We start from the raw sequence: 19,989 nt of genomic DNA on the forward strand, positions 1-19,989 counted from the left end.
CTAGTAGGGTGGGCAAGGACAGGTAAAATGTCTATCCCACAAGTAATCAAAGCTAGTAGGGTGGGCAAAATGAATATCTTTAAGGATTAGACTGATAAATCGCCCATTTTTGCCCACCTAAGCTGTTCGACATTTAACTTGCATGTTTTGGACGGGCGAGACGCCCATTCCACAAAGAACTAAGGACAGGCAAGATGCCCAATACTGCATTCTCAATTCTCAATTCTCAATTCTCAATTCTCAATTCCCAATTCTACATTCCTCAGGGTAATTGGCATAGTTTCCGGAGCAGGAATAACCCTACCAATCAAGGAGCTTTGTTTGTGGCCAAATGTTTTCAACTTCTTGATACATTCATCAACGTTTTCAGCTGGAATAGCAGCCAGGAGTCCACCAGAGGTTTGAGGGTCAAATAACAACTGGTATTTGGCTAAATCACCAACCTGGGTAGCATTATTGATGTAGATGGCTAGTCGTAAATTTTGAGGGTGTAGGGAACTGGTAATTCCTGCTTCCACGGTTTCTATGGCTCCTGGCAAAATCGGTATGGCATCTAAGTCTAATTCAACTCCCACTTGGGAGGCTTTTACCATATCTAAAAGGTGTCCGAACAGCCCAAATCCAGTAATGTCAGTGCAGGCTGTTGCGCCGGATTCAAGAAGGACTTGGGCAGCAGTTTGATTGGAGAGCAACATGGATTCAAGGGCCTGCTCAATCCAGCGACCTTTAGCTTGGTAGCGCATATCAGCTGCAAACAGTGTTCCTGTACCAATAGCTTTGGTTAGCATCAACACTTGCCCAGGTTTCATCCCACTTTTGCGCAAAAGTTGGTCGGGATTAACTAGCCCGTTGCAGGACAGACCAAAGGCTAATTCCGCGCCTTCAGTGGTGTGACCACCAATTAAGGGACTCTGACAGTCTTGGAGGATTTTATTGGCTCCCGACATCAATTGATAGAGGGTTTCCTCGATCTTTTCGTCTGTCCCGTAGGGAATGGTGACGATGGCTAAGGCACTTTGAGGGGTTGCTCCCATGGCAAAAATGTCACTCAAACAGTGATTGCTGGCAACTTGACCGAAGATATAGGGGTCATCGATCAAGCTACGAAAATAATCGACTGTCTGTACCAGCAGTTGACCGGCTGGCACTTGCAAAACAGCTGCGTCATCTGGGTCCCCCAATCCAATCATAATATCGGCTCCTCCCATGATCGGCAGCCGTTTGATCACCTTTTCTAGGATTGTACTACCCACCTTTGAACCACAGCCTGCACAGTGCATTTTGGGTTTGCTAATCGGTGATGGCAACAGGGAACTGGAGAGATTGTCTTCTTGTCTTTTGGACTCTTGATCTCCCCTACTGCTTGGTTCTTCCGCTTCCATTGACGGTAAATCGTCAAACTTATCCATGAATTTGCGGTCAATTTGGTCTTTCCATAGCCACAGCAGCGGTGAGCGCCACTCCAAAAATGACCAAGAAGCGATCGCTTGTTTGTCCCCCGTGCCAATTAAACTTAAATATCGAGCCTGGGGATGGTAAGGGAGCAGTTTTTGGCCTAAGACAATCCGTCGCAGGTTTTCAAATAATGGTTTTCCCTGACGAACAGCAAATACCCCAGCTTTAGGCCGCTGGTAGTTTTGCATGGTGGCAATATCTCCAGTAGCAAAGACATGGGGATGGGAAATCGACTGTAAGGTATCGGCAACGAGAATGAACCCGCGCTCATCAGTGGCTAGTCCTGAGGCTTTAATCCAACTGGGAGCCGAGGCTTGAGTCACCCAAAAGACATGGTGGCATTCAACTTTTAAGCCAGAGTCACAGATCACCTTGAGGGGTTGGGATTGATCGGCATCAGCAGATATTTGACTCACTTCTTCCCTTAAATGGATTCTAATTCCTCGTTGGAATAAAATTTTTTCTAAGTGACCCCGGACCCAACGATTGTGCTGGGGTAACAGTTGAGTACCTCGATGGAATAAATGAATTTGTAACTTCTCCGTCGGTTGACCAGCATCGGTTAAAATTTGATGCAATTTTGCTTGCATGTTCAGGGCCAGTTCTACTCCACCAGCTCCACCCCCAACAATACCCAAGGTGAGAGGGCCCATGGGATTGTGTTCCACCTGGGCAGCGATTTGCTCCCAGGCTGCCAAAAACAGGGGAACCGGTTTTGCAGGAATCGCATACTTAGCTGCACCAGGTGTTCCAACCCTTGCTGGCGTACTGCCAATATCAATGGATAAATAATCAAAGGCAACAGGGGGATGATTGGCACAAATTACTTTCTTTTCAGTTAACTCCAGACCAATCGCTTGGTCTAAATATAACTGGGCTTTGGAAAACACCGCCAGACGACGCAAGTCGATGTGAGCTTCATCGTAGGTGTAAAAACCGGCAACATGACCTGGTAGCATTCCCGAATAGGGGGTGTGGGCATTGTCGGTAATCAGGGTTATACGGACACCAGGCAGAGGTTTCATGGCAAACTTTTTGAGAGCGATCGCATGGCTGTGACCACCACCAACTAAGACTAAATCTGTGGTGATCGGTTGAGGAGCTGGCTGCATGAGACCCGTTGAAAAAATTGAAAAAGCTGTCTTCAGTTTATCTAATTTTGCTTCAATAAAACCCACATCCCAGACTTGACAGTGTCATAGGTAATAATCAGGCTTTATCTGTGGCTGATCAAACATCGATAGCGCCAAATTAACTATTTATAGGGAAAAAAAATCGCCAAGCTACACAGAATTATTAGCGTATTACTTTAATACTACAACTTGATCGGCGAAATCTGGGATAAAAAAAATTCAATTTTTACCTTAGCCAAAGTATAATCTTCACAGTTTGATGATCAAGGAAGAAAACAATGAACAAAAAAATCTTACTAGGTTTTCTTTTAGTCCTATTACTACCGGTTACTGCCTGTTCCCCTAGCTCCGATTCTACATCCTCGTCTGGAAATGGGGCTCAGGTTCAATCTTTTACCACTGGAGCAATCCCCGATCAAGATCCTGAAAAGTTACAGCGACTCTACGGCAAGCTTGCAGCTTACCTAGAAGCAGAATTAAAGGTTCCGGTAGAATACAAGCCTGTGATTGACTATGCAGCAGCGGTAACAGCTTTTCGGGTGGGGGACTTGGATCTGGTCTGGTTTGGTGGACTGACTGGGGTTCAAGCACGGTTACAGGTAGAAGAGGCTGAAGCGATCGCTCAACGGGATATTGATGCTGAATTTCACACCGTTTTTATCGCCAATAAAAGCAGCGGGCTCAAACCCATTAAGGATATTAAAGATTTAAAAGTTTTGAAAGGTCATACCTTAACTTTTGGCAGTGAGTCATCTACCTCTGGACGCTTGATGCCCCAGTATTTTCTCGAACAAGCAGGGGTAACCTTAGACGATTTTAAAGGTGAAGTTGGGTTTTCCAAATCCCACGATGCCACCATTCAATTGGTTGAGGCAGGGAGCTACAAGGTAGGAGCCTTGAACGAACAGGTCTGGAAGAGTCGCGTTGCAGCTGGGAATGTGGACTTAAAAAAAGTAGAGTTGATTTGGCGAACTCCAGCTTACTATGATTATCACTGGGTGATTAATCCTAAAGTCAAAGAACGCTACGGGGATGATTTTGTCGAGCGGGTTCAAGCCGCCTTGTTAAAGCTAGATCCTAATGTTCCCGAGCAAAAAGAAATTCTTGACTTATTTGGAGCTACTAAATTTATTTCTACAAAAAATGACAACTATGCCCAAATTGAGAAAATTGGACGGAAAATTGGCAAGATTAAGTAAATAAGCTGATCTACATTTAAATTGGCTATTCCCCGTTCCTTTATCCGCTGTTCCCTGTTACCTTTGAGCAATTTAGGTGGCGTTGCGTCAGTCTTCGCGCTGAATAGGAGTAGGGTGGGCATCCTGCCAGCCAGAAAAGATCGCCGAACAGGCAAGATGCCCATTCCACAGGTGCGACCCGTGGCGAATTTAATAATTAGATGCGGAAAGCGCACCTAAAAACTTTTAAAATCATTCCAATATTAAGCAACGCCAAATGCTGAAGAGCTTATCACTAATCACCAATGACTAAAATTCCTATCTTTGAACTCAAACAGGTATCCCAGCAATTTGGCCAGTTTCGGGCATTGACTAACCTTAACCTCAAGATTTATCCTGGGGAACGAGTTGCCCTAGTGGGGGCGAGTGGTGCAGGTAAAAGTACCTTGATGCGCCTGCTCAATGGCATCTTACTCCCCAGTCAAGGAGAAGTCTGGGTCTTAGGTCGTAATCTAGCTAGAATCTCCCCGCGCCAATTGCGTCAGGTGCAGCGTCGCCTTGGCACCGTTTACCAACAGTTCAATCTAGTCAATAACCTCCGGGTGATTCATAACGTTAATGCCGGTCATTTAGGACGCTGGTCATTGATGAAAGCTCTTATTTCTTTATTGTTTCCCCAAGAGGTAGACACTGCTCTCAAGGCTTTAGATCAGGTAGGAATTCCCGAAAAGCTTTATGCACCAACCGAGGAACTGTCTGGAGGACAGCAACAACGGGTTGCCTTAGCTAGAGTGCTGGTGCAAAATCCTGACGTGATTCTTGCTGATGAACCGATTTCTAACCTGGACAGGCAAATGAGTCGGGAAATTATGGATTTGCTAAAGGAGATAAGTGAAACCGGGGGAAAGACATTAGTAACTAGTCTGCATTCTATCGAATTCGCCTGCAGTCATTGCGATCGCTTGGTGGGATTGCAACGGGGAAAGATTGTCTTTGATGTTCCTCCAGGGGTTTTGTCTCAGAGCATGATCGACAAATTATATGCTACAGAGACTGATCTGATGAATGTATAGTTTGAAATTTTTAGGAACATTTCCGTCTAAACTTATATAGCATTCGAAGTAAAGTTTAAGACACATTAGAAATCTCCAAATAATCTTTAATCGAGTCAAATAAATAAAATTAAACGTGTGAAAAATTATCATTTTTAAAAAATAATTTTATAAACGATATTAGCGTGACCAAATTAGTTATATTAATTGCATAAATTTTGACTACAGTCAAGCTAATTTATTACATATTTACACTACCATTTATTTCGTTTGTTTCGTCTATTAACCTCTATTTTTCGGGTGTTATGGTATTATATAAATCTATATTTGTGTTCCCTGTTACCCGTTTTATGTTCCCTGTTCCCTTGAAAGCAAAATACTATTAAAATCCGTTGCAATAACTTAGATGACTCAAAGTTTATCTCGTCCACCATTACTGAATCGCAGCCTGCTGTGGGCAATTTGTTTTGTCATTTTTATCGGGATGGCGGTTGTTAAAGCTGGTATCTTTGAGCAAGATCTTGTTAATGTGGGAGGATTTTACCAACTATTGCGATTCTTGCGGGCGAGTTGGCACCCCGAAGTGAGTCCTGAGTTTCTGCAGCTGACCCTGAAGGCTACCCTCACGACCCTAGCTTATGCCGCCTGTGGCACTTTTCTGAGTATCTTGCTCGGCGTGGTGGCAGGAGTTATCACCTCCCAGGTTTGGTGGTTGACAGTCTTGCCTCACTGGACTCTGCGACAACCCATCTGGCTGGGAATTCGGGGACTGCTGGCCTTCCCCAGAGCAATTCATGAGATGATCTGGGGCATTTTTTTTGTCAGTATCTGGGGTTTAGATCCTCTGGCGGCCATTATGGCCATCGCCATTCCCTATGGGGCAATAGTCGCGAAGGTCTTCTCAGAAATTCTGGATGAAACGCCCCGGGGTGCTTTGATGGCATTACTCAGTAGTGGCGTGTCCCCCTTGATGGCCTTTCTTTACAGTATCATTCCGCAAGCCTTTTCAAATCTCCTGTCCTACACCCTCTATCGCTTTGAGTGTTCCATTCGTTCAGCTACTGTACTGGGGCTGGTTGGGGCTGGTGGGTTGGGCTATGAGATCTTGCTGAGTTTACAGTCTCTGCGTTACGAACAACTATGGACATTTTTCTATGCCCTAGTTTTATTAAGTGCTGTAATTGACATCAGTAGTGTCATCTTGCGCCGCCGGATTAATTTGACAGTAGTTTTAATTTTAGTGGCCTTGTGCTGTTTGGGGTTTTTGTATGTCAGTCCTGATGTGAGCAAGTTTTGGTCTCCCCGAACTCAAAAACTCTTGGGTGACATTGCCCAAGCATCATTTCCCCTCGATTTTAAGGCTGTGCCCTTGTCGCAGCTGTGGAAGTTATCACTACAAACTCTAGTTATGTCTGTCCTGGCCAGTGCTGGTTCTGGTCTTGTAGGGATTGTTCTGTCTTTTCCGGCAGCCCATAATTTTTTGCTACCAGGGGGATTGCTCAATCCCAGTCCAAAAGCTTCCCGATTAGCTGCCTTACAAGGCTGGTCTATCCTAGTATTCACCAGGATCATACTAATGTTTGGCAGAGCTATTCCTGCCCCAATTTGGGCATTAGTGGTGATGTTTGTCATGTTTCCGGGAGTGTTACCTGGTGCGATCGCCCTAGGATTGCATAATCTTGGCATCCTTGGCAGGTTGATGGCAGAAATCAATGAAAATTTGGAAAAGCCTCCCTTAGAAGCCTTAAAAGCACAAGGAACTCCAGGAGCACTCTTGTTTCTCTATGGGATATTCCCGATGAATTTACCTCGTTTTCTGGCTTATATTTTCTATCGCTGGGAGGTATGTATGCGGGAGACAGTCATTGTAGGATTAGTTGGGGCTGGAGGATTAGGGGTGTTGTTGACCGAACAACTGAGCAGCTTTGATTATCGCAGTGTGGGCGTGACGCTGGTTTGTTTTGTCTTTTTGACTTTTTTCGTTGATTGGGTGAGTGCTGCCGCTAGAGAATCGATAACTCCTCATAAATCTCTAAATTAGTAATGGGATTATGCTTCTGCCTTACTGGTGTTGCACAATAACAGGATGATGTACCTATTTGCCGAAGGAAGTTTGAACTGTAGAGATACTCTTAAACCGTCATAAATCAGGATAAACCCGCATAAAACAGTCAAGGTGCAATTTATTGTTGCCTGAGGGAGAAGTGGTCATCAGCAATTGGAGTCAAGCCTGCCACAAATCTTTCTAGGCGATCCTGGCATCTCGACCAGGAGTTTCTTGAAAGCCTTAGTTTTGCTATGCTTACAATCAAGGGGCGACCGATGAAGGCGCTCATAGAAGCGAAAGGGGTAAGAGCCTTTCCACGGTCAGGATTCAGGCCAAGTTCCCACCCAAAGGAGCGTATTGAGATGGATAACTCGGTGAAAACTAGGTTGTGCTGATTTAGAATCGAGACTGAAGCAAGAAGGTCGGGAGGAAACTGAGGAATTTAAAGAGCATGTTGCCAAAGTCGTAGGCATGAGTGCAGTTAAGTATGCTGACCTTAGTCAAAATCGTACCAGTAACTATATATTCAGCTTTGATAAGATGTTGGCACTCCAGGGCAATACGGCACCATATATGCTTTATGCCTATGTCCGGATTCAAGGAATTAGCCGCAAAGGGGAGATTGATTTTGAGCAACTGGGAACCGATGCCAAAATTTTGTTGCAAGAAAACGCAGAATTGGTGCTAGGGAAGAAGTTATTGCAACTGAATCAGGTTCTTGGTGAAGTTGAGAAAGAGTTGATGCCGAATCGCCTTTGTCAGTATTTATTTGAACTGAGCCAGAAGTTTAATCAATTCTATGACCAATGCCCTGTACTGAAAGCCGAAGAACCCAAGCGGACATCCCGTCTGCTGCTATGTGATTTGACTGCTAGAACTCTCAAACTGGGATTGTCTTTACTGGGAATCCAGGTACTGGAGCGGATGTAGTACAGTTAACTATCTCAGCTATCAGCCAAGGTCAAAGGCTGATAGCTTAATACTTACGTACATCTTTATTAGGACAACTATCTGAATAACTCTGCTTCAGCATCAGCAAGTTCACGACACTAGTGTTCGAGCCACAGGGTGAGATAATGGTTTGGTTTTGACCACAATTTCCACATCTTGACCCAAAGCGTTTAAGAAGCGAAACAGCCGCACAATTGAAAAACCCGCCAACTTACCATTGATAAGTGCGGAAACTTTGGGCTGATCTACTCCTAAAACCTTTGCCGCCGCAGCTTGTGTCATACCCTGGTTGGAAATAATACTACTAATCTTACGAGCCAGTTCTGCTTTAACGATTAATTCGTCAGAGTTTTCTAAACCTAAATCGGCAAACACATTACCACTACTAGCTTGTACTTCAATTTCTTTGACCATAATTACTACCTCTACTCGTGAGTGTAATGTTGTGAGTAATGTTCTCTGGCTCTTTTTAACCTGGCTTCAATTAATTCCAGCTCTTGCTTGGGTGTGGCGATACCTTGCTTTGATTTCTTTTGAAATGTATGCAGAACATACACTACACCTTGGAGTTTTACGGTGTATACACCCCGATAAGTGTCTCCATCAAAGTTGTCAATAACTTCGAGTACACCAGCACCTTTGAATCCTTTGAGGGGTTTAGCACCGGGATGTTTGTCTCCACATTGAGCTAAGTACAAGGCATAACCCATCACTTGCTGAACTTCTGAGGGAAATTTTTTCAAATCTTCCAAGGAACTGCCAACCCACTCTACAGGTTTTAAGGACACATCCATGTGATAAATATGCCAATTATAGCATGCTAATTACTAGTGTCCTAATTATCGGTTTCTACAATGAACAGGGTGTATAAGATCACTCCCCATAGCAGCAACACAAACCACTCGAAGGTGGCAAAACCTGCAAACATAGGGCGCAGTTCAACTAATGATTTGCTCGACTCGACGATATAGAGCCATACTCTAACTGGCTGAGTTTTGCTGATTCAGCCAGTTTGGAACATTCTCGTCCCTAGGCGCGATCGGGGTGTTCTTGTCTTAGGGGTAATTCAACCACTCAACCGACCACAGAACTTCGCACTGTCCAGTATGAATGGATTGTAGCGATTTGAAAATTAGTGACTAAAGGATTTGACAATTGCTATAAGTTATTGATAATCTGCTTCTGATATTCTTCCTCAGTCATCATCTCTTGGGTACTCTCCACTCTGTCTAAAAATACAATTCCCTCAAGATGGTCATATTCATGCTGAAATATCCTGGCTACAAAGTCTGTTAATTGTTGCCGCTGATACTGACCATACCGATTAGTATACTCCACCTCAATTCGACTATACCTGGGTACTAACCCTCGAATGCCGGGAATACTCAGACACCCCTCCCAGTCCTTAACCATGTCAGTGTCATGACTAATAATGCCAGGATTAATCATAGCCGTTGCTTCCATCAACGGTGCGTGGGGATACCTTAAATTCGGACGAGACGCTACTATAAACAAACGATAGGATTGAGATACTTGGGGTGCTGCAATGCCAACGCCATTGGCTGCTGTAGCAGTTGCTATGAGCTGATCAATCAGTTGTTGAAGGCGTTCATCGAGCAAATTATGTACTCGCTGAGTATGCTGCCGTAAAATCGGGTTGCCTAACTGAGCAATTTGTAGTGTTTCACTCACCATAGTAAAAGCCAAACGTCTATATCCGTCAAGCTTATTCGATCAAATGCTCAAACAGTACCTTTATATATTAAAAATTGGTAAAAATTTTTGGGTGGTGGGATATAGGAAAGCGGTGCGACCCCGCGCTTTTTAAAAGCTAAGCGTGAACGCGCACCGTAGGAATTTATATGCCCTTGGTCTGGGCTGTGGCTCATCACATCTAGCTTAAAAAAAATTGACTACGGTAGAGAAAAAACAGTGAAAATTTCCCCAGAACAACTATGGATTCAGGTATTAGAACGTCTCAAACTACAACTGAGTCAGCCCACCTTTGAAACTTGGCTCAAGACAACTAGTGCTCAACAGCTTGACAATAACTGTTTGCTGATTCGCACTGCCAATCCCTTTTCCAGAAATTGGTTGCAGAAGTATTACGTTAAAACAATTGCTGATGTCGTGGAAGATATTTTAGGTCAACGAGTGGAAATTCACTTCACAACGGCTACAGGAGACAATAACTCAATTACTGGTGATCCTGACTTTTCCTGGTCATTTCCGGTAGCCACTAATCATTCCGAAAATACCTTTAAAAACCAGCCAAGACGCGCTAAGTTAAATCCTAAGCATGTTTTCTCTCGCTTTGTGGTTGGTCCTAATAATCGCATGGCTCATGCTGCATCTCTGGCGGTAGGGGAGTATCCAGGACGAGAGTTTAACCCTCTGTTTCTTTGTGGTGGTGTTGGTTTAGGCAAAACTCATTTGATGCAGGCAATTGGTCATTACCGCTTGGAGAATAACCCAGACTCTAAAATTTTTTATGTTTCTACTGAGCAGTTCACTAATGATTTAATTTCTGCTATTCGCGAGGATAGTATCCAAAGTTTCCGGGAACATTATCGGACAGCGGAGGTACTTTTGGTAGACGATATTCAGTTTATTGAAGGTAAGGAATATACTCAGGAAGAGTTTTTCCACACCTTCAATACTTTGCACGAAGCTGGTAAACAAATTGTCTTGGCATCAGACCGTCCTCCTAATCAGATTAATAGCTTGCAAGAACGCCTTTGTTCCCGCTTTTCTATGGGGTTAATCGCTGATATTCAGCCACCAGATTTGGAAACCAGGATGGCTATCTTGCAAAAAAAGGCAGAGGACGAAAATATACGTCTACCCCATGACGTGGTTGAGTACATTGCTGCTAGCTACACCTCTAACATTAGAGAACTAGAGGGAGCTTTGACTAGGGCTGTGACTTATGTATCGATTTCGGGGTTAGCGATGAATGTGGAAAATATTGCACCGATTTTGAACCCACCAACCAAGAAGATTCAGGCTTCTCCTGAGGTTATTTTAAGTACTATATCTAATACGTTTAATCTTTCAGTGGAAGACTTAAAAAGTAGCTCTCGGAGGCGAGAAATTAGTTGGGCTAGGCAAATTGGGATGTATCTGATGAGGCAGCATACAGAATTGAGCCTACCCCGCATTGGGGAAGAATTTGGGGGCAAAGACCACACGACAGTCATGTACAGCTGCGATAAAATTACTCAGCTGCGGGAAAAAGATGATGAGTTAGCTCAGAAACTTTCTCAGTTAAGCGATCGCATAAATCTGACAGCTAGGAGTCAAAACCAAACATAAAGCCTGTTTATAGCAATTATCAGCGACGTTTGAGGTACTTTTTTCCTAGCTTTTTGGGAGCAGGGAGTAGGGAATCGGGAATCGGGAATCGGGAATCGGGAACAGGGACAAAATACTCTGTACCTCATTAGGCTAGAAACCGCTATTTTAATTAAAGTTTGTTAATTAAAGTTTGTTAATTAACGGCTTGAGCTTGATGCTATGATCGAGTTTACTGCTATAATATATGGCTTCTGAGTATAAATGCTCTGTGGAAAAATCACCGAATTTTTCCACAACTTTTTCCACAAATGGTTTGCTAACTCAATTAGTATTCAGCTATCAGCTATCAGCTATCAGCTATCAGTTATCAGCTATCAGTTATCAGTTATAAGCTATCAGCTATCAGCTATCAGCTATCAGCTATCAGTTATCAGTTATAAGCTAATGCTTCACAGGCTAGAAGCCTGTGCCACGCTACTTGAGGTGCTATCAGCTAAAAGCTGACTACTGATGGCTAAAGGCTGACCACTGACCGCTGACTACTGACCGCTGACCACTGACCGCTGACTACTGACTGCTGACTACTGACTGCTGACTACTGACCGCTGAATGCTTAGGTTTTTGAGGTGGTTTTGTACAAAGATTAGTAATCGAGTACTATAGTTTCTTACTAAAGCAAGCCCCATTACGAAACCAATCATGAAACTGGTTTGCAGTCAAAGTGACCTCAATACAAACCTTTCACTAGTGAGTCGGGTAGTGCCTTCTCGCCCTACTCATCCTGTGCTGGGAAATGTTTTGTTAGAAGCAGACCAAAAAAATCAGCGGGTGCTACTAACTGCTTTCGACCTTAGCGTGGGTATCCAGACTAGCTTTAATGCTGACGTTGAGACAGGAGGGGAAATTACCCTGCCAGCCAAACTGCTCAATGATATTGTTTCCCGTCTACCTTCAGGGGAAATTACTCTAGAGGATGATGGGAAAGGTACAGACAGTGATAGCCTGATTGTCACCTTAACCTCGGCTACCGGACGTTATCAGGTTCGAGGTATGAGTTCTGAGGAATTCCCCGAGCTGCCGGAAGTTAACACATCCGTTGCGGTTCATATTCCTGTAGAAGTCTTAAAGGCTGGATTGCAGGGTTCTTTATTTGCCACTAGTTCTGATGAAACTAAGCAAGTGCTGACGGGGGTTCACCTTACTGTACAGTCGGACAAATTGGAATTTGCTGCTACCGATGGTCACCGACTAGCAGTTGTGGAAACTAATCGGAGAATAGAGGAAAGTGCAACGACTGAAGCTACCCAAGAATTGGATGATCATGATTTACCCGTAGAATTTACGTTACCAGCTAGAGCGTTACGGGAGTTGGAGCGGATAGTATCTAAGGCTGAAGCTCAGGATATTATTGCGATTCAGTTTGAACCTGGTCAGATTGTTTGTCAAGGGGGAGAACAGCGTTTAACAAGCCGAACTCTGGAAGGACAGTACCCTTCCTATCATCAGCTGCTTCCCAAACACTTTCAGCGTCAGATCATTCTCGATCGCCGTCAATTACTGAGTGCAGTAGAACGGATTGCAGTGTTGGCTGATCAGAAAAATAATATTGTCAAGTTTAATATCGATAGTGTTAACCAGCGGCTTCACCTCTCGGTAGAGGCAAAAGATTTGGGTAGTGGTCGGGAGTCAATGGAAGTTCAAATATCGGGTGATAGTTTGGAAATTGCTTTTAATGTTAAGTACTTAATTGATGGCTTAAAGGCGCTTTATACCTCTGATATTCAAATTCAGATGAATGAAGCTAATAGTCCTGTGATTTTTATGCCTCTAGGGGGATTGAAGATGACCTATTTGATTATGCCAGTTCAGATTAGGAAATAGTAACAGAAGAGTGTGGGAAGTGTGGGAAGTGTGGGAAGTGTGGGAAGTGTGGGAAGTGTGGGGAGATGGGGAGATGGGGAGATGGGGAGATGGGGAGATGGGGAGATGGGGAAATAGCGAGATAGCGAGATAGGAAAAATTTTTATAGCTCCCGACTCCCGACTCCCGACTCCCGACTCCCGACTCCCGACTCCCGACTCCCTTCTAAATTATGGATTTAACTGCCAAACTAGTTATTTTCCAAGGCTCTATCTTAACTACTTTTCCATCAGCTGATGCTTCTGATAAACTAACAGGTCTTTCCAATAAGTCAACTGGGTGAACTATTTTCAATCCTAAATCACTGACTAAGGATAAATTTGCTGATTCCCCATGAGATTCATAACATCTGATAATCCATTGATCAGGGATATGTTCGGATTGTTTAAGTGCAATCAAAATTAGAGTCTTAGCTGACAAATTTAATAGTTGTCCGGTTGATGGTAAAGAAGGTCTACTATTATTACTGACATTATTACTGAAAATAGAACTATTAGCGGGAGACCAAAGTAAACTTAGAAATGGTAAGTTAAGCTGGTATGCTAGGTGAATTGTATCTGCAGAACGCCAACTGCCTTGATGAGGATAGAGAGCATAGGTGAATTGGTGGATGCCTTGATCAGTTTCAGGATCGGGCCAAGTGGGAGAGCGAAGCAATGTTAGACGTAATTGGGAAGCCTGGGCATCATAGCCGTATTTGCAATCATTAAGCAAACTGACACCATAGGTTTGATCACTCAAGTCTGCCCAACGCAGAGCAGGTACTTCCCATTTAGCTTGCTCAGCAGGGGTTTGGGGTCGAGTAGAACGTTGAATTACCCCACAAGGCATCTCATAGGACACATAATCGGCATCAATGGCTAATGGAAACGCAGCTTTGACTAATACATGGCGTTCCTGCCAGTCTACGGTAGTGGCAATCTTGAGTACTGGAGATTCAGCTGAAAGGATATAGTCCTGAGAAAATTGCGATCGCATCAGCCGACGCACCACTCGCAAACGTTGACGCAATACTCCGGTTTCAATCCACTCGATCCCGATCAGCTCAGTGCTCGGCAAAGGATGGTCAGCATAATTTGGGTCTATATTCCATGCATCCCAATATTGACCACTATCCTCGAAAGCTTGTAGCTGATTTCCAGGACCACTAAGCACTTCCCGCTGATTAACCTGATCGAAGACACTACTTAAATCTCCAGTTTCTGGGTCTACCACCACTCGTAGGTATTGATTCTCTAACACGAAATCTTCAATCGGGAGTTGGGAATCGGGAATTGGGAATCGGGAATCGGGAATCGGGAATCGGGAGTCGGGAATCGGGAATCGGGAATCGGGAATCGGGAATCGGGAATCGGGAATCGGGAATCGGGAATCGGGACGTAGCTCTAAGTTCAAGTCCACATCATGGCGTTGCTGAATTGAAGTATGAATTCGTGATTGTTTGGTTTTGGTAAAGCCCCCTAAATCCCCCAACTTTGGGGGACTTTGAGAGTTTTGTACCCCCCAAAATTGGGGGGCTAGGGGGGCAAAATCATACCCAGAATCAGCAACGCCCACATCATTGCTACATAACCAAAAAACACGATATCCTACCGAAGGAATATTACTGGCTAGAAACAGCAATTCTATTTGAGCATAGGAGAGATTGTCATTGTTATTGTCATGGTTTGGGATTTGCTGGGCTTGATCGTGCGTAACTTGAGAGATTATCTTTTCCCCAAAACAGTCATACACTTCCCATTCCACTGACCCGACCGGTAAAGAAATAGCTAAAGAAATAGCTAAAGAAACAGCAATGAGTTCTGAACGCTCCCAATTGAGAGGATTAAAGACAATAATGGCTTGAGCATTGGGTTTCGGTGGTGGTGGCAGGGTGATCTTGGATGCGATCGCATTTAATGATTCCTCCAATATCTTTCCCGTCACCTCCTCGACTTCCTGCCAAGCCTGATTAGCGTCTACAAAGACTTCCGGAATCGATGTTCCTGGTAATATGTCGTGGAACTGATTAAATAAGACCTTTTTCCAGGCTTCCTCTAGTTCAGTCTTAGGATAAGCTTGTCCTGTCGCAATGGTTTTTAGGGCGGCAAACAGTTCTGCTTGGTACAATAAACCCTCACAACGACGTAGATAGCGCTTTTGGTCAGCGTGAGTGGTATAGCAACCCCGATGGAATTCTAGATACAGTTCATCATTCCAGACCGGAATCTCTTTAGTAGTTTGGCTTTGGCCTTTCTTCCCTTCCCTCTCCTCTGTTCTGATTTCTTCTTTCCCCACACTTTCGACACTTCCGACACTAAGGTTCTCAACACAACCTGCAACCTTGGCCAAAAGGCCACGCTTTCGGCAAAGCCGACGCTGCGCGAACGCGAACAACCTGCTAACCTTCAACCTACTAACCTTCAACCCGCTAACCTTGGCCAAAAGGCCACGCTTCGCGAACAACAAATACTCACTGGCGGTGGTAAATTCCAGCTTTGGGAAGAATGGGGATTTTTGCCAACGTCTTGCTACTTGTAACATATCCCTGGTGGGACCACCGCCATGATCTCCGACACCAGGTAACCAAAATGCCTCCTTGAGTGAGGTTTGAATTTCCCAATCAATGGCGTAGCTTGCCATAGTAATGGGATTTGTATCCATAACACCAGCAACGTTAGGGGGAGACATCAGGCTGAAGATTTGGCTGCCATCGGGAGACTGCCACCAGAAAGCACCATAGGGAAATTTGGTGGTATCGTTCCAGTGCAGCTTCTGGGTCACGAAGTAGTCAATTCCACCCTGTTTGAGTAATTGAGGTAGTTGCCAACAGAAGCCAAAACTATCCGTTACCCATGCCACTGTGGTTAACTGACCGAAGGTTTTCTGGACGTAACGTTGACCATAGAGGATTTGTCGGACTATTGATTCACCATCAATTAGGTTTAATTCCGGTTCTACCCACATCCCCCCCACAATTTCCCAACGACCAGCTGCAACTTGTTGTTTTATCCGTTTAAATAAATCAGGGCGATGCTGTTCTATCCAAGCATAAAGGGCAGGGGTGGTATGGCAAAAGGTGAAATCTGGAAATTCTTGCTGTAGCTTTAATACTGATTCAAAGGTACGCACAGCTAAGTCCCAGGTCTCGCTGACTGGCCATAACCAAGCCAAATCAAGGTGAGCATGACCTAGCATTTGGATAGAGTTTTGACTATTTTGAATTCTGAAGTTTGAATTTTCAATTGTACTGAGTTGTTGGCGCAATCGGGTAAGCGATCGCATAAATTCTGTCGGCTGTGACACCATTTCCCAATCAATCTCAGCCACAGCCTTAGCTAGAGTCCCTAATTGTTCTGGTTCAAAACTAGCGCTATACTTTTGTAAGACAGTCAATTCATCAGCTACAAAGCCTGGATCGATATCATTGGTGGCTTCGTAGAGGATTTGCGATCGCATTAATCCGCCGATATCATGACCAGGACTAACCAACCTGAGGGCTACGGCAAACTCTTCCCCTGGCACTACTGCTGGATTTAGCAGCATCCGTGTGGAGGAATCAAATAAATCCCCCTCTTGTACCAGCTGACCGTTGACAAAAATCTGAGCCGATTCTGCCCACCACGTCAACACTAAACGTAATCCTAAGCCAGCTAAAGGATAGCGCTGCAAATCCTGGGGCACTAGGAATCGTTGACTCAACCAGATCACTTGTCTTCCAGCAGACCAAGTAATGTAATCCTTGTCATTACGTTGGGCTATTGACCAATTGTTCCAGCACTCTGGTTGAGTGGCCACAGGATAAGGAATATCTTCTTTACAGTATCGCCAACCCTGCTGAACATTGGTTTGAGTTAAAGCACGGAGTTTTGCGATCGCATGATTAATCCCATCAATAAGCCTAATCTGATCCATTTGGTTTAAGTAATTTGAATAAGATTAGTCAAATTGTCGCTAAAATCAATGGCACCGACTATGATTAATTTGTTATTGGTGGTTTATTGAAAGTTATCAGCTATTAGCTATCAGCTATCAGTTATCAGCTTTCAGCTTATGGGCTACGCGCACGCTACTTGAGGTGCTATCAGCTTTCAGCCACAGGCCAACGGCTGAGCACTGAGCACTGACCGCTGAGCACTGACCACTGACCACTGAATGCTTACAATCGAGCTTAAATGTCTATCAGCTAGCTAATCCCTCACCCAAGCAATAATCATCATGTCTTCCCCTGCCAAAGGTCCCTATCGCAGTAGATTGTTTAACTTTATCAATCGACAATCTCAACGGTTTGCTGACCAAATTCAACGTACAATACGGCATTTAAAAGTTGCAGGGGTATGGGGAGGGCAAATTTTACTTTATCCGGTTTACCTGCTGGTGCAAGCTAGTTTATCCGCTGGGCGTCAGATTTCTTCTTCGGTAAAAGCTGGATTGCCCCAATTAAGCACATTTAGCCACGCCCAGCCCCAGGAAAAACCGCCAGAAGCAGATACAGCAATTCAGCGAGTGCTACAAGAGTTGAACCTTGGCAAGTTTACCCTTGAAGCTGATCTAGACAACCTAAAACCGTCTAACGGGCAAGCTGTAACCCTAAATAACGGGCAACCTATCCTACTGGAACGGCAAAGGGGAACATCCCTAAATAACCAGGAACCTGTAAGCCTATATAACGGGCAAGCTGTAACCCCAGCTAAACCCGCGACTAATGAGCATATGCTAATTAAGGGAGTGGCTTGTTTATTGGACAACCGGGGTCTAGTGCTGGTGACAGTGGAAAATCAAATTCTGGATATATTGACACCCCAGCAGCAGCACAAACTAGCATCCAGAATCAGTTGGGAGCTGGCTGACTTACTGCGTAAATGGCGTTTAGCCCACTCGTTAGACGGCAAAAAAGCATCCCCTTCCCTTGCTACCTTAGATCACCCCCCTATTTTTCCACCCATCAGGCTATTCTGGCGATTAATGGCCTGGGTGCAAACTAGTCCTGTAGCGATCGCAATTAATCTGTTCGGGGAATCGAGGATCATCCCAGCTGTTTCCAACCGTCAATCAGCCACCTCTGAGCACCGACAACCTAAACCTTCCAAACCACTCAATCTATTACCTTCTAACCCAATTGAGAACCTATTAACTTCCCTGGATAACAAATTCCTGGAACTGGAATCACACCAATTAGTACAACGATCGGAAGTTGTGGTTAAACTGAGTAAGCAAATCCCCCTAACCCTGCGCCAGAGTACTAATCAGCTGATTCAAGCCCTACAAAAACCATTTATTAAGGGTGATAGCTCAGAGGAGGTAACGGCAGGGTCTGAAACTAACCGATTTAAACTCTTAAGCTTAATCTATGCGGCGATTGACTACTTTTTTGGCAGAAAACCGTCTAATTTTAGTTTGATTGGTTCCTCAGAACAATCCGAAATTGCTTCTGGTTCTGGAAAGGTTTTACCAGATTTCTACCCAGAAGCCCATCAGCTATCAGGAGATAATTCCCCTCCACTTTCCCCGTCATTAAAACCATCCACCTCAACACCATCTCGGTCTAAATCAGATGAACTTGATCCTTGGTTATCCGATAATGATTTATGGGGCAACCCAGATGGATCTGACCAGCCCGAAAATTTATCTTCCTCAACCTCCAACTCCGGAAATCAGGCACAATCACCGGTTGCTAATAGTAAATCTAGACATCAGTTACCAGAAGGATTCAACAGCAAAATTCCTGTGAAGTCAGAAAAGTCTATTTGGATTCTATTTAAGCGATACCTGAACTTACTAAAGGCTCCAGGTAAGCTAATTATTTCGAGAACTAAATCTTCAAAAGTTCAACTAAAACCATCTATCAGCCAGAATAAAAATTCCAGGACTGAAAAATCACCAGACCTGTCCCAAATTCAGGATAATTTAGGAAAAACTACTCCCAAAGAATATCAAGATCAACCGCTAGCAGTTGTTAAGTCTGGTAGCACCCAGGTTAAAGGATATAAGGGAGAAGAAAATAATGCGATCGCTAACTCTAGAAACGATAGTGATGTAGAGCCAAATCAAGAATGGATTGAAACTAAAGCAACTCCAGAAGGATATATTAAGCATCCTTTAGAACGAGTGTTGGAGTGGTTAGACATCACCATGCTTTGGATAGAAGAGCTAGTGGTTAAAATTTGGCGGTTGCTGCAACGGTTGTGGCCATTTTGAAAAAAGGGAACAGGGAATAGGGAATAGGGAGTCGGGAGTCGGAACCCACCCCTAACCTCTCCCAGGAGGGGAACGGGAATCGGGAATCGGGAATATGGCATCAAAATTCTCGGCATTCCTACACGGATTGCTATATCAATGATCAGCATTCAGCTATCAGCATTCAGCTATCAGTGATCAGCTATCAGTGATCAGCTATCAGTGATCACTGAATACTTACGATGTAAAGCCCTAGGATTCCTCATCCATCGGATTATTACCGACATCGAATACAATCACAAATTTCGCATCAGGCATTAATCGCTTCAGGGCCCATAAATGTCCTTCGGCATCCGATCGATTGCGAAAGCGAGCAACAACTACTCGCTGCATTTCGGGTAATAGCCGCATGACCACCCATGGATGAAGGCGTTCAGAATACGTCATCATGAAAGTATCTCCTTGTGATTGGGGAGCCAGAGCTAGCCCGTCGATTTTGGACTCTCAGCGGGCTAGCTCTTGACTCTGGGCGTCTCAGCGCCCACATTGATATTATAGCACAAATAATCTTTTATTATAACATATTTTGAAAAATTTTGTAACAAACTGGTCGGGAGTCGGGAATCGGGAGTCGGGAATCGGGAGCAGGGAAACTATTGCCTCTTGCCTAATCAATATCAGTAGAGTGGGCATCCTGCCCGCCCGACAATAAGCATGACACTGGCAAGATGCCAGTTCTACAGCAAGATGCCCGCCCGACAATAAGCATGACACTGGCAAGATGCCAGTTCCACAGCAAG

General features: G+C 44.3%; 14 protein-coding genes and 1 pseudogene. 7 read left to right on the plus strand and 8 right to left on the minus strand.

All coding sequences use genetic code 11. From position 1 onward, the window contains the following. Positions 1–233: 233 nt before the first annotated feature. The gene (selD, locus tag F6K53_RS03590; RefSeq protein ID WP_293026121.1) at positions 234–2,567 is read right to left on the minus strand and encodes a selenide, water dikinase SelD; all 2,334 of its coding nucleotides are present in this window, start codon (positions 2,565–2,567) and stop codon (positions 234–236) included. Positions 2,568–2,866: 299 nt separating this feature from the next. On the opposite strand from selD, the gene F6K53_RS03595 reads away from it, so the two are divergent. The 4 genes and pseudogenes from F6K53_RS03595 to argS form a co-directional block, all read left to right on the plus strand. Further along, complete coding sequence (locus F6K53_RS03595; RefSeq protein ID WP_070391728.1) at positions 2,867–3,787, plus strand: putative selenate ABC transporter substrate-binding protein; 921 nt, start codon at positions 2,867–2,869, stop codon at positions 3,785–3,787. A gap of 284 nt (positions 3,788–4,071) precedes the next feature. Then, a complete protein-coding gene (locus F6K53_RS03600) occupies positions 4,072–4,839 on the plus strand; it encodes an ATP-binding cassette domain-containing protein (protein ID WP_293021574.1) in 768 nt (255 codons plus the stop codon). Positions 4,840–5,224: 385 nt separating this feature from the next. Continuing rightward, positions 5,225–6,859: an ABC transporter permease subunit gene (locus tag F6K53_RS03605; protein ID WP_293070279.1), complete on the plus strand. Its 1,635-nt coding sequence runs from the start codon at positions 5,225–5,227 to the stop codon at positions 6,857–6,859. Positions 6,860–7,258: 399 nt separating this feature from the next. Next, positions 7,259–7,795 (plus strand): annotated as a pseudogene (gene argS / locus F6K53_RS03610) (arginine--tRNA ligase); the annotation flags it as partial. A 111-nt stretch (positions 7,796–7,906) separates the two neighbouring features. Here argS and F6K53_RS03615 read toward each other — a convergent pair. The 3 genes from F6K53_RS03615 to def form a co-directional block, all read right to left on the minus strand. Further along, positions 7,907–8,230, minus strand: a complete 324-nt coding sequence (locus F6K53_RS03615) for a helix-turn-helix transcriptional regulator (protein ID WP_293072406.1) — start codon at positions 8,228–8,230, stop codon at positions 7,907–7,909. A gap of 11 nt (positions 8,231–8,241) precedes the next feature. Next, positions 8,242–8,610, minus strand: a complete 369-nt coding sequence (locus F6K53_RS03620) for a type II toxin-antitoxin system RelE/ParE family toxin (RefSeq protein WP_293021351.1) — start codon at positions 8,608–8,610, stop codon at positions 8,242–8,244. Positions 8,611–8,974: 364 nt separating this feature from the next. Continuing rightward, positions 8,975–9,508, minus strand: coding sequence for a peptide deformylase (gene def, locus F6K53_RS03625; RefSeq protein WP_293072408.1), 534 nt, complete (start codon positions 9,506–9,508; stop codon positions 8,975–8,977). A 240-nt stretch (positions 9,509–9,748) separates the two neighbouring features. Here def and dnaA point away from each other — a divergent pair, with 240 nt between their 5' ends. Further along, complete coding sequence (dnaA, locus tag F6K53_RS03630) at positions 9,749–11,131, plus strand: chromosomal replication initiator protein DnaA (protein WP_293045834.1); 1,383 nt, start codon at positions 9,749–9,751, stop codon at positions 11,129–11,131. On the opposite strand, the gene F6K53_RS03635 is transcribed toward dnaA, so the two are convergent. Further along, positions 11,116–11,259 (minus strand): hypothetical protein, encoded by a 144-nt coding sequence (locus F6K53_RS03635; RefSeq protein ID WP_293021347.1) that lies wholly within the window; start codon positions 11,257–11,259, stop codon positions 11,116–11,118. The genes dnaA and F6K53_RS03635 overlap by 16 nt on opposite strands. 553 nt (positions 11,260–11,812) lie before the next feature. Between F6K53_RS03635 and dnaN the strand changes: the two genes are divergently transcribed. After that, positions 11,813–12,994 carry a DNA polymerase III subunit beta gene (gene dnaN / locus F6K53_RS03640; protein WP_293021345.1) on the plus strand — a complete coding sequence of 394 codons (1,182 nt, stop codon included), beginning with the start codon at positions 11,813–11,815 and terminating at the stop codon, positions 12,992–12,994. 204 nt (positions 12,995–13,198) lie between these two features. On the opposite strand, the gene F6K53_RS03645 is transcribed toward dnaN, so the two are convergent. Beyond that, complete coding sequence (locus F6K53_RS03645) at positions 13,199–16,927, minus strand: alpha-mannosidase (RefSeq protein WP_293079913.1); 3,729 nt, start codon at positions 16,925–16,927, stop codon at positions 13,199–13,201. 303 nt (positions 16,928–17,230) lie between these two features. On the opposite strand from F6K53_RS03645, the gene F6K53_RS03650 reads away from it, so the two are divergent. Then, entirely contained in the window at positions 17,231–19,210 is a 1,980-nt protein-coding gene (locus tag F6K53_RS03650) for a hypothetical protein (RefSeq protein WP_293072674.1), read from the plus strand. Between the two features lie 231 nt (positions 19,211–19,441). On the opposite strand, the gene F6K53_RS03655 is transcribed toward F6K53_RS03650, so the two are convergent. Continuing rightward, positions 19,442–19,636 (minus strand): hypothetical protein, encoded by a 195-nt coding sequence (locus F6K53_RS03655; RefSeq protein WP_293072676.1) that lies wholly within the window; start codon positions 19,634–19,636, stop codon positions 19,442–19,444. Positions 19,637–19,741: 105 nt separating this feature from the next. Next, complete coding sequence (locus F6K53_RS03660; RefSeq protein WP_293079915.1) at positions 19,742–19,969, minus strand: hypothetical protein; 228 nt, start codon at positions 19,967–19,969, stop codon at positions 19,742–19,744. Between the last annotated feature and the right edge of the window lie 20 nt (positions 19,970–19,989).

It is taken from the genome of Moorena sp. SIO4A1, assembly GCF_010672065.1.
GTDB lineage: Bacteria > Cyanobacteriota > Cyanobacteriia > Cyanobacteriales > Coleofasciculaceae > Moorena.